This is a genomic window from Sediminibacillus massiliensis (genome assembly GCF_900156915.1).
In the GTDB taxonomy this organism is placed as follows: Bacteria; Bacillota; Bacilli; order Bacillales; family Amphibacillaceae; genus Sediminibacillus_A; species Sediminibacillus_A massiliensis.
In genome coordinates this window covers 1,294,209-1,309,374 of record NZ_LT732535.1, presented here as the reverse complement: position 1 = coordinate 1,309,374, position 15,166 = coordinate 1,294,209, and the positions used below count along the sequence as shown (strand labels likewise).

At 39.5% G+C, this 15,166-nt stretch carries 15 protein-coding genes; 10 read left to right on the top strand and 5 right to left on the bottom strand.

Annotated elements, in window-relative coordinates:
- Positions 1-44 precede the first annotated feature (44 nt).
- The 7 genes from licT (at position 45) to CZ434_RS22030 (ending at position 7,858) form a co-directional block, all read left to right on the top strand.
- Positions 45-875, top strand: a complete 831-nt coding sequence (gene licT / locus CZ434_RS07365) for a BglG family transcription antiterminator LicT (protein WP_077622532.1) — start codon at positions 45-47, stop codon at positions 873-875.
- Between the two features lie 287 nt (positions 876-1,162).
- Positions 1,163-3,106 carry a beta-glucoside-specific PTS transporter subunit IIABC gene (locus CZ434_RS07360; protein ID WP_077622531.1) on the top strand — a complete coding sequence of 648 codons (1,944 nt, stop codon included), beginning with the start codon at positions 1,163-1,165 and terminating at the stop codon, positions 3,104-3,106.
- A 35-nt stretch (positions 3,107-3,141) separates the two neighbouring features.
- Entirely contained in the window at positions 3,142-4,590 is a 1,449-nt protein-coding gene (locus CZ434_RS07355) for a 6-phospho-beta-glucosidase (protein WP_281252249.1), read from the top strand.
- A 213-nt stretch (positions 4,591-4,803) separates the two neighbouring features.
- Positions 4,804-6,081, top strand: coding sequence for a kynureninase (gene kynU, locus CZ434_RS07350; RefSeq protein ID WP_077622530.1), 1,278 nt, complete (start codon positions 4,804-4,806; stop codon positions 6,079-6,081).
- Between the two features lie 15 nt (positions 6,082-6,096).
- Positions 6,097-6,753 carry an arylformamidase gene (kynB, locus tag CZ434_RS07345; protein WP_077622529.1) on the top strand — a complete coding sequence of 219 codons (657 nt, stop codon included), beginning with the start codon at positions 6,097-6,099 and terminating at the stop codon, positions 6,751-6,753.
- A complete protein-coding gene (gene kynA / locus CZ434_RS07340) occupies positions 6,750-7,583 on the top strand; it encodes a tryptophan 2,3-dioxygenase (RefSeq protein ID WP_077622528.1) in 834 nt (277 codons plus the stop codon). The genes kynB and kynA overlap by 4 nt, the downstream gene beginning before the upstream one ends.
- A gap of 101 nt (positions 7,584-7,684) precedes the next feature.
- Positions 7,685-7,858 carry a hypothetical protein gene (locus tag CZ434_RS22030; protein ID WP_179107203.1) on the top strand — a complete coding sequence of 58 codons (174 nt, stop codon included), beginning with the start codon at positions 7,685-7,687 and terminating at the stop codon, positions 7,856-7,858.
- Between the two features lie 123 nt (positions 7,859-7,981).
- Here the strand turns inward: CZ434_RS22030 and CZ434_RS07335 are convergent, their stop codons facing one another.
- The 4 genes from CZ434_RS07335 to CZ434_RS07320 form a co-directional block, all read right to left on the bottom strand.
- Positions 7,982-8,419 carry a GNAT family N-acetyltransferase gene (locus CZ434_RS07335; protein WP_077622527.1) on the bottom strand — a complete coding sequence of 146 codons (438 nt, stop codon included), beginning with the start codon at positions 8,417-8,419 and terminating at the stop codon, positions 7,982-7,984.
- 124 nt (positions 8,420-8,543) lie between these two features.
- Complete coding sequence (locus CZ434_RS07330) at positions 8,544-9,449, bottom strand: aminoglycoside phosphotransferase family protein (protein ID WP_077622526.1); 906 nt, start codon at positions 9,447-9,449, stop codon at positions 8,544-8,546.
- A 223-nt stretch (positions 9,450-9,672) separates the two neighbouring features.
- Positions 9,673-10,842 carry a toxic anion resistance protein gene (locus CZ434_RS07325; RefSeq protein WP_077622525.1) on the bottom strand — a complete coding sequence of 390 codons (1,170 nt, stop codon included), beginning with the start codon at positions 10,840-10,842 and terminating at the stop codon, positions 9,673-9,675.
- A gap of 23 nt (positions 10,843-10,865) precedes the next feature.
- Complete coding sequence (locus tag CZ434_RS07320) at positions 10,866-11,489, bottom strand: 5-bromo-4-chloroindolyl phosphate hydrolysis family protein (protein WP_077622524.1); 624 nt, start codon at positions 11,487-11,489, stop codon at positions 10,866-10,868.
- 281 nt (positions 11,490-11,770) lie between these two features.
- Here CZ434_RS07320 and CZ434_RS07315 point away from each other — a divergent pair, with 281 nt between their 5' ends.
- Positions 11,771-12,592, top strand: coding sequence for a metallophosphoesterase (locus CZ434_RS07315; protein ID WP_077622523.1), 822 nt, complete (start codon positions 11,771-11,773; stop codon positions 12,590-12,592).
- A 24-nt stretch (positions 12,593-12,616) separates the two neighbouring features.
- Positions 12,617-12,997 carry a MazG-like family protein gene (locus CZ434_RS07310; protein WP_077622522.1) on the top strand — a complete coding sequence of 127 codons (381 nt, stop codon included), beginning with the start codon at positions 12,617-12,619 and terminating at the stop codon, positions 12,995-12,997.
- A 457-nt stretch (positions 12,998-13,454) separates the two neighbouring features.
- Here CZ434_RS07310 and CZ434_RS07300 read toward each other — a convergent pair whose 3' ends face one another.
- Positions 13,455-14,048: a putative immunity protein gene (locus tag CZ434_RS07300; RefSeq protein WP_077622520.1), complete on the bottom strand. Its 594-nt coding sequence runs from the start codon at positions 14,046-14,048 to the stop codon at positions 13,455-13,457.
- A 246-nt stretch (positions 14,049-14,294) separates the two neighbouring features.
- Here CZ434_RS07300 and CZ434_RS07295 point away from each other — a divergent pair, with 246 nt between their 5' ends.
- Positions 14,295-15,059 (top strand): SDR family NAD(P)-dependent oxidoreductase, encoded by a 765-nt coding sequence (locus CZ434_RS07295; protein WP_077622519.1) that lies wholly within the window; start codon positions 14,295-14,297, stop codon positions 15,057-15,059.
- Positions 15,060-15,166 lie beyond the last annotated feature (107 nt).

The window sequence follows — 15,166 nt, the reverse complement described above, 5'->3', positions numbered from 1 at the left end:
TAATGTGAATCATGTCAGCGAATACATAGAAAGGGGATTGCCATATGGTTATAAACAAAGTAATCAACAATAATGTCATTAGTGTTATCAATCATCAGGAAAAAGAACTGGTCATTATGGGGAGGGGTGTTGGTTTTCAGAAAAAATCAGGCGACAATGTAGATAAAAGCAAAATAGAAAAGATTTTCACGCTTGATAACAAAGATATTTCGGATCAATTCAAAACCTTGTTAAGAGAAGTTCCGATAGAAACAATGGAAGTAGTAGAGAAGATAATACAAGTGGCCAAAACGGAATACAACAAAGAATTAAACGATATTATTTATGTCGCCCTAACTGATCACGTAAATTTTGCAATCGAAAGGAAAAAAGAGAATCAAAGCGTCAAAAATGGTTTGTTATGGGAAATAAAGAAACTATACAAAGATGAATATGCCATCGGTTTGGAAGCGGTTAAAATGATCGAAGAAAAACTGGATGTAGCATTGGAGGAAGATGAAGCAGGATTCATCGCCATGCACATCTTGAATGCGGAGTTAAATGAAAATGTTTCGAATATCAACCAAATAACGAAAATCATACAAGACATTCTAAATATCGTAAAATACCATTTCGCCATGGAATTCAATGAAGAATCACTAAATTACTTTCGATTTATCACCCATCTTAAATTCTTTGCCCAGCGATTGATGAGTGAAACAAACCTGCAAGATCAGGACGACTATCTTTATGAAATGGTCAAACAGAAGAATCCGAAGTCTTTTGAATGTACAAACAAAATCGAAGTTTACATCGAGAAAGAGTATGGATACCGCTTGTCGAATGAAGAAAAACTATATCTGACTATCCATATTGAGCGTGTGACTAGTAGATAACTATTCTCTATCAAAGCAGGGAAGATTTTTTATAAAACGGTTTCAGAAAGCGTTGACATTTATTTTTCCAAGTGCTATATTTGACTCAAGTTAGAAAACTAAATATATATCAACCTTAATTTTTTAGGATTGTTACTGGTCAAGCAGGCAAAACCTAAATCATTAATGGATATAACTTTGCTCAGGGAGTAGTTTCTTTTGCTCTTGGAGTGTTGTATCTATTAATGGTTTAGGTTTTTTTGTTTGATAAGACCAGAAAACTTTAAAACTATTTGGAGGTGTTTCAAATGAGTTACAACAAACTGGCAAAAGAAATACTAGAGTTAGTCGGAGGAAAAGAAAACGTTAACAGTGTCAGCCATTGTGTTACAAGACTCCGTTTTCGGCTGAAAGATGAGGGAAAAGCGGACAAAACAGCCTTGGAAAAACATGATGGTGTCGTGACAGTTCGACAGAGTGCCGGACAGTATCAAGTCGTTATCGGCAACCATGTTCCGGATGTTTATAAAGAGGTTATCTCAGAAGGCGGGTTTGAGTCCCGGAATCAAGTCGAAGAAGAGGATAACGAGAAGAAGGGTTTGTTCAGCAGCTTCGTTGATATTATCTCGAATATCTTCATTCCAGTCTTGCCGCTATTAATGGCAACAGGTATTATCAAAGGTTTCAATTCCCTTTTCGTAGCATTGGGATGGCTGGAGAACACAAGCGGAACTTACCAGCTTTTAAACGCAATCGGAGACGGCTTCTTCACGTTCCTGCCAATTTTCCTTGGCTATACAGCAATGAAGAAGTTCGGCGGTACTCCGTTCTTGGGCATGGCAATCGCAGCAGCATTGGTTCATCCTAGTCTTGCAGACATCAGTTCAGGTGAAACGATCAGGACACTATTCGGTGGCACGATGTTCGAGTCGGATATCCAGATTACGTTCCTTGGAATACCAGTTATTCTAATGAGTTATACATCATCTGTGGTGCCAATAATCTTTGCGACATATTTTGGAGCTAAACTAGAGAAATTCTTTACAAAAGTTGTCCCAGGAGTTATCAAATCGTTCTTTGTACCATTTTTGACTTTACTAGTTATTGTTCCGTTGACATTCTTAATTATTGGTCCAATCGCTACATGGTTAGCACAATCCATTGGACAAGGAGTAGATTCCCTGTACCAGGCAGCTCCGCTTCTGGCAGGCATAGTCATCGGCGGCTTTTGGCAGGTATTCGTCATTTTCGGCGTCCATTGGGGCCTTATCCCAATCTACTACAATAACTTGGCGGTGTCAGGTTCAGACATGCTGATTGCGATGACTTTTGCAGCATCATTCGCCCAAACGGGTGCAATTTTAGGCGTCTGGATCAAAACTAGAAACAAAAAACTAAAAACATTAAGTCTACCAGCATTCATTTCGGCATTTTTCGGTGTAACCGAACCAGGTATCTATGGAATCACCTTACCACTTAAAAAACCATTCATTATAAGTTGTATCGCTTCCGCTGTCGGTGGAGCAATCATTGCATTAACAGGTGCAGCGCTTTATAGTGCAGGACCGCTTGGGGTCTTCAAGATTCCAACTTTCATCCATCCGGAAGAAGGCATTAACGGCGGATTCTGGGGTATGATGGTCTCCATCGCAGTGGCTTTTGTATTGGCCTTTGTTTTGACTTTACTGTTTGGCAGCGTTAACAGAAAAGAGCAAAAAAATCCGGTTGCCGGAGAAGAAACAAAGCAGGAAGAAAACCGTGAAGTCAGAAAGAATGTACAAGATGAGGAAGTTTTAAGCCCAGTAAGTGGTGAAATCGTATCCTTAACAAATGTTCCCGATCAGGTATTTGCTTCAGAAGCGATGGGCAAAGGGATAGGAATAAATCCTACAGAAGGGCGTGTGACTTCTCCTGTAACAGGTGTAATTTCCACCATATTCGAAACGAAGCATGCAATTGGCATTACATCCGATAAAGGCACAGAAATATTGATTCATATCGGAGTCGATACCGTGCAGTTAAATGGAAAACACTTTGCTGCACATGTGAAACAAGGTGATAAAGTAAATGCCGGCGACTTGTTAGTGGAGTTTGACATAGAGAATATTGAGAAAGAAGGATACTCTGTCGTTACACCTGTGATCGTAACAAATAGTAAAGACTATGAAGAGATTGTGATGACTCAGGATCAAAATGTGAAAAAACAAGATGTATTAATCGTTACCAAAAAAGTAAAAGCAATCGCAGGATAATATTTTGCAATGAATGAACTACAGGAGGTAATAATATGACAAATGATATGAGATTTCCAGAAGGATTTTTATGGGGAGGAGCAATTGCTGCCAACCAGGCGGAAGGCGGATATTTAGAGGATGGAAAAGGGATGACGAATGTCGACCTTCTTCCTCGCTCCAACAAAAGAAGAGCGATCATGGAAGGGAAGATTGACTCTTTAAAGCCGAATGAGGAGGATTTCTATCCAAGCCATGAAGCCATAAATTTTTATCATCGTTATAAAGAAGATATTGCCTTATTTGCAGAAATGGGATTCAAGTCTTTTCGATTATCTATATCCTGGGCAAGAATTTTTCCGAACGGTGATGACGAACAGCCGAATGAAGCCGGACTGAAATTTTACGATAATGTATTTGATGAACTTCATAAATACGGTATAGAGCCTGTCGTTACGATAGCACATTTTGATGTGCCTGTATCATTGATTGAGCGTTTTGGCAGTTGGAAGAGTCGTAGACTTGTAGATCTGTTCGAGAAATTTTCAAGAACGATTTTCGAACGATACAAAAATAAAGTGAAGTATTGGATGACGTTCAATGAAATCAACATGTTACTGCACCTTCCATTCATGGGGGCAGGAATCGTATTAAAGGAAGATGAAGACAGAAACCAGGTGCTCTATCAAGCAGCACACCATCAATTACTGGCAAGTGCCAAAGCCGTGCAGGCTGCTCGTGAAATCACGCCTGAAGCACAAATCGGCTGTATGCTGGCTGCCGGGATGAATTACCCGTATTCTTCCAACCCTGAGGACATCTGGAAAGGAATGGATAAAGACAGGGAATCATTCTTCTTTATCGATGTTCAGTCACGTGGAGAATATCCTGGATATGCTAAACGCTTCTTTGAGGAAAATAACCTTGATATAAAAATGCAAGACGGGGATCTGGAATTATTAAAAGAAAATACGGTTGATTACATTGGATTCAGCTACTATTCAAGCAGATGTGCCAGTACAGATCCGGAAGTATTAAAAAATCAAACATCTGGAAATGTGTTCGGTTCTGTTAAAAATCCATACACAAAAGTGTCCGAGTGGGGTTGGACCATTGATCCCAAAGGACTGAGGATTACTGCAAACCAACTATGGGATCGTTACCAGAAACCATTGTTCGTGGTGGAAAATGGACTTGGTGCTGTAGATACACCTGAAGAAGATGGAAGCATTCATGATGATTACCGTATAGAGTATTTAAGAGAACATTTTAAAGAAATGTTGGAAGCAATTAAAGACGGTGTGGAAATAATCGGATATACAAGCTGGGGTCCAATCGATATCGTGAGTGCATCTACTGGCGAAATGAAGAAACGTTATGGGTATATTTATGTGGATCGAGATAACGAGGGGAACGGCACGTTTAATCGCAGCAAGAAGAAAAGCTTCGATTGGTATAAGCAGGTAATCGAAACAAATGGCGAAAGTCTAGGTGAAGAAGTGTAAGAGAAATGGTGGCAAGTCGGTTCACTTTCACCATTACGAAAATAAATGAAAACCTATCCCTTTTATTTATAGTGAAAGGGGATAGGTTTTTTTATGTAATATTAGGCTTGAATAAGCAAGCACCATCAGAACATGTAATTGGTGGAGTATCGGTTTGTGTTATCATGAGTTTAACAATAAGTTCCAAAAAAACAAACAGATGGAGGGGGATTTATGCAGATAAACAATTATACGGCCAGTTACGCGAACAAACTGGATGTTCAAGATCCGTTACAGTCCTTTCGAGAGGAATTCTATATCCAGCAGGACACCATTTATTTGGATGGAAATTCCCTTGGATTGCTTTCCAGACGAGCTGAACAAGCCCTGTTGGACGTATTGAATGATTGGAAAAAATATGGAATCGACGGCTGGACGAGCGGAGAAACCCCGTGGTTCTATATGGCCCAGCAATTAGGTGCGATGACGGCTCCGTTAATTGGTGCCAAGAAAGAAGAGGTGCTAGTCACCGGTTCCACGACGACAAACATCCATCAGTTGGTGTCGACTTTTTATCAACCGACAGCCGGTAAATATAAAATCTTGGCGGATGATGCGACGTTCCCGTCAGATATTTACGCATTGAAAAGTCAGTTGAAATTACAAGGCCAAGACCCGGCCGATGCACTGGTGAAAGTCCAAAGCCGGGAAGGCATGCTTGTGGAAGAGCAGATCATCGCAAGCATGACAGAAGATGTTGCACTCATTTTTCTGCCGAGCGTCCTGTACCGGAGCGGGCAATTAATAGACATGGAAAAGGTCACAGCTGAAGCCCACAAGCGCAACATTGTGATCGGCTTTGATTTATGCCATTCAATCGGGTCTGTCCCCCACCAGCTAGACGATTGGGATGTCGATTTTGCGGTGTGGTGCACGTATAAACATTTGAACGGAGGACCGGGAGCGGTCGGAGGGCTGTATGTGAACCGCAGGCAATTCGGCCGGGAACCAGGACTTGCCGGCTGGTTCAGTTCGAGAAAAGATGTGCAGTTTGACATGAGCCATGACCTTACACCTGATATAGATGCAGGTGCATATGAGATTGGGACTCCGCATGTGTTAAGTATGGCGCCGCTTATTGGATCACTAGCGATGTTTAATGAAGCCGGGATAGACAAGGTAAGACAAAAATCGCTCATGCTAACAGATTATCTGATTGAGCTGGTCAATCATGAACTAAGAGACTACCAATTTCAAATTGCCAGTCCGTTAACACATGAAAAACGCGGTGGCCATCTGCTGTTGGAACATCCGTATGCCGCAAGTATTTGTAAAGCGTTGAAAGCAGAAGGAATTATCCCGGATTTCAGGGCACCTGACTTCATCCGTATCGGCCCTGTCGCCCTTTACAATTCCTTCCATGATATATGGAAAACCGTCCAGGCACTCAAGAAGATTATGAATGAGGAAACATACAAGCAATACAAAAATGAGCGTGGCGTGATTGCCTAGAAAGGAGAAAGTTCCATGAACGACCCTAAGTGGATAGACATCTCTCAGCCCCTTCATGCCGGGATTGCCCACTGGCCCGGGGATACACCGTTCTCCTATGAGCTAACCTTTTCAAAAGAGGAGACAGGCTCGGTCAATATCGGGAAAATAACGACAAGTCTGCATACAGGCACACACGTTGATGCGCCATTTCATTTTCAAAACGATGGAGCAAAAATCCTAGACTTGGATATTAACGTATTTATTGGCCCGTGTCTTGTCATCAATGCTGCCGGTCATAAGCAGATCAGCAAAGAATTTCTACAACGTCATCCTCTTGAAGGAGCGCAGCGTATTCTGTTTAAAACGGTATCGAACGGTACCCCGGACATATTTCCGGACGAGGTAGCATGTTTAACAATAGAAGCAGTCGATTACTTACAAGAAAAAGAGATCGTACTGATCGGCGTGGATGTACCATCCGTTGACATGCTTGATAGTAAAAACCTGCCTATCCACAATCAACTTCATCAGCATGGCATATATATCTTGGAAAATATCGTCTTGGATAATGTAGCATCAGGTGCTTATGAACTGGCTGCACTGCCGCTTCCGATCAAAGGGGCGGATGGAAGTCCGGTCCGTGCGGCTATACGGAAGCTTGTGAACGGCGAAAGGGGTGTAATAGGATGACAAACCCTACAGGGGATGAAAAGAACATTGAGACAAACTTCAAAGAGAAGATGACTTATGGAGACTACCTGAAATTGGATAATATCCTTTCCGGTCAACAGAGACTTTCCGGTCACCATGACGAGATGCTGTTCATTATCATCCACCAGGTCAGTGAGCTGTGGATGAAGTTGACCCTTCATGAACTCCAGGCTGCCAAACAAGCCATTGAAACAGGGGACCTATCCGTCAGTTTTAAGAAGCTGGCCCGTGTGTCCGAGATTCAACTGCAAATCATCCAAGCATGGGATGTCTTGTCGACGTTGACCCCGGCTGAATATCTAGAATTCAGGGATTCATTGGGAAGTGCTTCAGGCTTTCAGTCATATCAATACAGATTGATAGAATTCGCACTGGGTTATAAGTCAGCTTTCATTCTGAAAATCTACGAAAAAGACACGGACCTCTTGAAAGAACTCGAGGCAGCATATCGTGATACGAGCATCTATGATGCATCCATACAAGCATTAAGCCGGGCTGGTTTTCACATTTCGGAGGATGTTCTAAACCGTGATTTCACAAAATCGTACCAGGCTGATGAAACGGTTGAAGCAGCCTGGATAGAAGTTTATAAGAATACCCATAAATATTGGTATTTGTATGAGCTTGGAGAAAAGCTGGTAGATATCGAAGACCGCTTTCAACAATGGCGCTTCAGGCATATGAAAACAGTCGAGAGGATCATCGGGTTCAAAGTAGGTACAGGCGGATCATCCGGGGTGAATTATTTGAAGAAAGTACTTGATCAGCGATTTTTTCCGGAACTATGGGATTTAAGGACTAAACTGTAAGGGTTGCATGGATAGGGGATGGACATGAGCATCTTTACTTTTATGCTATATTTCGATAACATTTTCGATGTTGCGATAAATTATACGGGAGTGTATGTGCAATGGGATTCCCTACAATCTTATTCATGCTGGCAGTCATTGGATCCGCTTTTCTATTTCGGAGCCTGATTAGTATGAACAAAAAAATGAATGTTGTACTGAAGCAAAATGAATATTTAATGCGGAAGATCGATGAATGCAGAGACCAATATACAGATAAAAGGAACATTGATTAAAAAAAGTACAGACACTAGAAAAGGCAACTTTCTTTTTTGAAAAATGCTCTAAATTTTTTAATTTCTGAGTGTTTTTTTATTATTTTATTCACTAACGCACCCGATAATGAAATAAGAAAAAAGCTATATATGCATACTCATACTGATTGTCCTGGTTTCAAACCCTAGATTTTCATATAGTTTGATTGCTTTATTTCCTTCAAATACACTTAAACGGATTTCTGAATATCCTTCTTGTTTGAGTTGTTCAACTGCGGTGTTAATCAATTGTTTTGAAATACCTTTTCCTCTATATTCATCTAAAACAAATAATTCATAAATGAAACCAATTGTCCTATTAGAAAACTGGTCTTTACTACCACCTATAAGAATCCAACCCATCAACTTATTGTTTTCTATTGAAATTAAATAATAACTATCTTTCTTTAAGAGAGGTTCCACCAGTTGTTTTGCCTTTTCAATTGTTGGTTTCACTTCACCTAACGTGCCCTCGAATATCGCTTGTGGTGATAATTCCAATATCCTTTCCATTTCTAGTTCACTTGGTTTTCTTATATTCATTAAATTAACCTCCAAAATTTCTAATTATTGTTTATGAATTTCTTCAACACTGCAGCTTGTAGTTAAAGAGTAACCACACTTAATAAATAATCACCACCCGTTACTGCCTTTACTAAGATAGATTCTATTTATACCAATCAGGTTTTATTCTGTTAAAGTAATCATGATCTTCTAAATACATGTACACTTTATCCAACATTTTATTCATGTTGTCTGGAATAGTATTTAAAGTCCATACCACAGTAGAGAAAACGCACATTGCCATGTAAAGTGAATACAATCTCCAAAAAGCTTCATCAGGTTCTTGATTATTAAAGTAACCTCTGATTTGTCCTATTGAGAAAGGAATGCTTACTCCCCGGCTAAAAATTCCTATCTTTAGAAACTCATGAAATGGATCTCCCCAATCGAACCTGTTAAAATCTATAACTCCAGCAAATTTTTTATTATTCACAATGATATTTGCAAGGTGAAAATCATCATGTTGAAATAAGTTGGGACGTTGTTTCATGAGATGAATATTCTGATCAATAAAACACATTATTTTTTGGTCATTTTCAACCTTAATCTCACATTTTAAGTAAGCATTAATATATTTCCTATGCTTTTCAAGTTTCCTTGAATACCACGAAGGGATATGGTCTGGAGCGGCTAATTGGTGCATTTTTCTTAATTCTCTTCCCGCTTTAAATCCAATATTAAATTGTTCTTGGTCTGAGTATTTAGAGATTTCGTCCTCAGCATCCTTACCCTCTATGTAAGATGTAATCATATACCCACGACTTCCTACTTCACCAAGTGAAATTGGCTTTGAACAAGCAACTTGATAATCTTGCATCCTTTTCAAAATAGAGTATTCAACTTTCTTTAATTCCAACTCTTCTAAGTTAAACATTTGAAGTAGTAGATTATCGTTACAATCATGCATATGTATTAGATATTTTTCATCTGAGGAAAACCCTTTTTTGATTTCAGTAACTTTTTTACAATTACTTATTAAAGGAATCTGTTTTATCAGTGCTTTGCTCACACCCTCACCCCTGTTATTAAATATCCGCCAATTTATTAATGCTATGAAATAAATCTGCTCGTCAGTTTAAAAAAGTAAGCATCGGAGGTAACAATCAAACTCACATAGGAAATAGCATGAAGACAACGGCTATTGTCTTCATGCTATTTGGAATTTTGTACTTGATAAACAGAAGCCTTTACTTTTTAGTGCCTGCCGCTGTTAACAAGAATGAACGGCCACTTTATCTTTCTTTTATATGCAACAGCTTTTGCTTTAACTCGTTCTCCATTGTGCTGATTTCCTGCTCAGCCTCCAGGCGTTTTTTTCGCCCGTCGTCCTGTATCTGCAGCACTTCTTCAAGGGTGGAGACTAAGTTCTCCTGCGTTTTCTTCAGTGTATCAATATCGACAAGACCACGCTCGTTTAGTTTTGCCGTTTCGACGGTGTTTGTTTTTAACATTTCGGCATTTTTCAGCAATAGGTCATTGGTCGTTTTGGAAACCTGTTTCTGTGCTTCGACAGCATGCTGTTGGCGGAACATGGTCAGGGCTATCGCCACTTGATTTTTCCATAATGGAATTGCCGTTAAGATAGACGACTGGATTTTCTCCACCAGCACCTGGTTCGTATTTTGGATCAATCTAATTTGCGGTGCACTTTGGATGGTGATTTGTCGGCTTAGTTTCAGATCATGAAGTCTTTTTTCCAGGCGGTCGGCAAATTGAATGAGATCATTTACTTCCTGGAACTTCATTTGGTCATTGGCAGATTCAGCGGCTTTCCTCAAAGCAGGGATTTCCTGTTCCTGGAGTTCCTCCAGTTTAAGCTCGCCTGCCGCAATGTAGACATTCAGCCCTTTAAAGTATTCATGGTTATTTTCATATAGTTGTTCCAGCATGGATATGTCAGATAGCAGGATATCTTTATTGCGTTCGAGCTTGACACTTATCCGGTCGATTTGCGCACCGGTTTTTTGGTACTTCGAAATGACTTCCTGCACGGAGTTGGTCAGCTTGCCAAATAACCGTTTAATCGCGTTTTGTTTCTCCGGTTTCAAGTCGTCAGGGTTCATCTCGTTGAATTTCTTCATTAAATCACCGATTACTTGTCCAACTTCACCGACATCCTTTTTTTGGACATGGTCAAGCATCGAATGGGAAAAGGTCAACAATTTTGTCTGGGCCTGTGTGCCGTAAGAGATGATTGCTTCGTGGTCTTTAGGATCAATCTGCGTTGCAAGCATACGTGCTTTCTCTCTATCTTCTTCCGGCAGCACATCGATAAGGTCTGTCGACTTTTCTTCTTTTATTCGTGTCTCGGTAATTTCATCCCGATCTCCAAAAGGATTTGCCAGCAAATCATCCATTAAATTACGGTCATCATTCTTAAGTGCTCCATTGTTGTTCATCATAACCCAACCTTTCCTTCAGGTATTTAATATCTCTTCGCTTCAGTTGTGTACTTCGTAAAATCTATTTCGAATTGAAGTTGCTCTATATCATTAGAAAGAATGTGATATAAATCCTTTTCGATGGTGGTTTTCATCTCGCCTATAGTATGCCGTGTCTCATAAAGCGTTTTTTCCATCTCGCTGTTCTTTTTAGGCTGCGAATAAAGAAGGACATACTTTTCCGTTAATTCGACTGCTGAATCCAAATGGGAAAAATAAAATTTCTCTCCTTGATAGAACCGCCTCGGCTCTTTCTTTGTAACTTGTTGTATTTTCCTGATTACACGGATTAACTCAAAAATCTCTTTTAAAAAGGCCATTTCACGAATGGAAAAAAGAGCTTTCTGCATACGGTGGATCTTTCGTTTGGCATCTGTCAGATTTTTACGGATATAACGGTATTCTTTCCTGTTCAACTGATTCTTCTTGAGAAATCGGTGAAAAATAGATACAGACACTACCCAATAGGCCAGGACGGCTCCCAGCAGCGAAAGGCCTGATGAATACCAAAAAGATAGATCAAATGCAAAGAAACTAGCCAGCCATATCATCGACATAACAGGAATGGCGATTAATAGTCCAATGACTACTGTTAGAAACTTATACATGTTTTATCGACTCCTAACTTTATCCTTATAACTATTTACGGTCTGGTGGAGCAAAAGTTTCAGGTTTCGATCACGTATGCAAAAAATATTGACGATAGAACAAGTGAAAAAAGAAGTAGCTTTTAGATAAGATTGGTATTGGGGATGATACTATGTTGGGTTCATGAAAGTGATATACTCTATATAAATAGTTTACTTCAAGAACGTAATCTATTGCAATTTACGTGATGCTTGAGAGAAGAAAAAGTCATCTTCAATGAGTCTATGTTAGGTGGTATAAAATGAAAAAAAAGCTTCTGTGGTTATCGATTATCCTTGTAATCGCTGCACTATCATCCAAAGTCTACTTAGACACAAATGATTTCAAAGTTAAAACCGTAGAGTTTAAATCTACTAAACTTCCGAAAAATGCCGAGATTACCGTGTTGCAAATCAGTGACTTACATAATAAAGTCTTTGACGCCGATAATGAAACGTTACTCGATACAGTGAAAAGGTTAAATGCAGATATAATTGTGCTCACGGGCGATCTCATTGATAGAGATACGGAAAGTTTCCAGCATGTATTTGAGTTTGTCGAGAAATTAACGGTTATCAATGACAAAGTTTTTTTTGTGTCTGGAAACCATGAGTGGGGAAATACCGGGACAGAGGAATTTATTAAGGGTCTGCAAGAACGAAATATAACCTTATTAAACAATAAAAACACCGAAGTCTCCGTTGGCAAGGTGACGCTTAATTTAGCCGGAGTTGATGATGTTTCTACAAGTCACGAGAATATAGAGGAAGCGTTTAAAAACATCAACAAAGAAAGATATACCATATTGTTGTCCCATTCACCGGGTGTTGTCGATAAATATGAGAACGTTCCTGCCGATTTAACATTAAGCGGCCATACCCATGGGGGACAGGTGAGACTACCGTTTATCGGCGCACTTGTCGCGCCAGATCAAGGACTTTTTCCGAAACTGGATCAAGGAACATTTGAAATGGAGCAAAATCAATATCTTTATATCGATAGCGGGCTAGGCACCAGTGTTGCCCCTGTCAGGTTTCTTAATAAGAGTCAGATGAGTATGATTAAAATCGTTAATAGCAATTAATAAAATGATGATAGGAGAAATGATATGAAAAACCTACAAACATTCGCGCAGGAGTTCCAAAAAGAAATGGGCTGGGAAATCAGTACGGCCAGTTACCAGGATACGAGAGCTTCTTTGCTAAACAACTATATGCTGTTGACCACGGAAGTCGCAGAAGTAGCGGAGGAATTGCGGAAGTCCTTTAACCAAACAAACAGGGCGATAGGAGAAGGGATGGATGAATCGGAAGCTTTTGAGAAGGCGAAAGCAATGATCAAGGAAGATCTCGGTAAAGAGTTTGCTGACTGCATTGCCTATATAACCAAGCTGGCCAATTACTTTGAGGTAGATTTAGAGGCAAGTTTTTATGCCAAGATGGAAGAAGTGAAAAACCGAAGTAACAAGGATATTGGCGTATCACGATAGGATATTATATAGGGGGGAATTGTATGATTTTTACTTCTAAACCAAATCGAATCTTATTGCTTTTGTTAATGGTTTGGTTTTTGTTCGTGATGGTGGAGGAAAATAATCTTTATTCTTTTCATTTACTTAATAGCAAACTTCTTTGTAACTAAGAAAATCAAGCTGGACAACAATTCTATTATATATAAATCCTATTTCCTCAGGATGCCTATCCGCAAAAGGGTGATTTACCCTTATCAAATAAAATTGGTTAAATTCCAGAGAATTAGCTGGGCAACGAAAAGTGCAGTCATTTATGTGAAGAAAGGTCAAAATATATACCTCAATCATTACAAACCAACTAGCGTCACCGGAAAACTGCTGGAATTTACAAAGGAGAATGACATATCCATAAAGAAAACGAAAGACTTCCTCTTATTAGAAAGACATTATTAAATCTACATACCTAAATAGCCATTCATCGTCTTCTTGTTTTATTTTTTTGATTTAATAATTTTTCCTTATTAGGTTTGTTGTCATTTAAGAGAAAATTCGCCCAGTCAAGTTCAAGTTTATCCGTGCTTTCTTGCCAGTATAGCAGGCGGTTGTAATAATAATCTATCTTTTCACTTACTGGTTGAGCAAAATTGTCTCCTTCGTATTTTCGCACAATTGCTGTCAATTCATAGATTGGTAAGCCGATAGCATGTGTTTCTACATGCACAGTAGCTCCGGCGTGACCAATCGCATGACATAAAGCAGCGTGCACACTATCATCGATTTCTTTTGTCATAGCATGTGAACCCAATATAGCCTGTTTTGCTTCTGACATTTTGATTTTGCCCCTTGCCCAGTCCTCACACAGTTCCAGACAAATTCTGGGTCTCTGTTCATTGGGATAATTAGCTTCAAATTGTTTTAAAGGGAGTTTCGCACAATCCAATGCCCACATCACCAGAGTCCGGTGATTTTGTAATTCAATTAACTGGATCAAATCATGCAAGCAAGGACTGTCACGGGAAAACAATAGTATATTTTTTTTCTTTAGTTTTAATAAGACATCTGAATACATGTTAATTCCCTCCTGGTTAGATTCTAAAAAGCGAATTAATACTAAAAAATGGTAGGCTAATTTAGCCAAAACTATTGGTGTTTATGTATCCTCTTCGCCATATAAAACCGCTCATAATGATTTTATCACTTTTTTAAATAGATTATTTATTTGATATTAATTATTGTATTTTCTAAAAACTACCGCTAGTATAGTCTTTGAAAGCGTTTTCTGCAATTAAATCATTATTAGGGCAGGAGGAATAGGATGCAAATAAACTTACAGGGAAAAAATGCACTCGTAACAGGAGCAGGAGGCGGAATTGGACGGCAAATCGCGATTGATTTGGCAAAGGCCGGAGCGAATGTAGCGGTTCATTATGGCAGCAATGAGGAAGGAGCCACAGAAACGGTTGCACTAGTAAAAAAGCAGGAAGTAGACTCGATAGCAATTCAGGCTGATGTGTTAAAAAAGGAGGATATAACTTCTTTGGTGGATCAGGCTGCTGACTTCTTTAATGGTCGCATTGACATTTTAATCAACAATGCCGGCAATCTGGTGAAGCGGACTTTAATAGAAGAAACAAGTGAAGAACTGTGGCATGAAATAATTGATTTAAACCTAACAAGTGCTTTTTTGGTAACCCAGGCTGTGTTGCCGAAAATGAAGGAGCATGGAGGCAGTATTGTTAATATGACGTCGCTTGCAGCTCAAAATGGCGGGGGACGGGGAGCGGTTCCTTACGCAGCATCCAAAGCAGGGTTAATGACCTTTACCAAAGGTCTTGCAAAAGAAGTATCTGCTGACAATGTCAGAGTGAATAACGTGTCACCAGGACTGATCGGAGAAACAAAGTTCCATGATACATTTACTCCGAGTACTGATCGTCAAAAAACAGTGGAGAGCACGCCGATTAAGCGAGAAGGTAATCCGGCTGATGTGAGTGGAGCTGTTCTGTACTTAGTTTCAGATTTAAGCAGTTATGTCACAGGAGAAACGATCGAGGTCAATGGGGGAGCACTGATGCGTTAACGTTTCTATCGGTGATTTTATTCAGTTAGAAGAGGATCCTTGAGGTTAAGGATTCTCTTTTTTAATATATATTTCTGAATTTTTCAATAAATTTATTTACTTTCTCT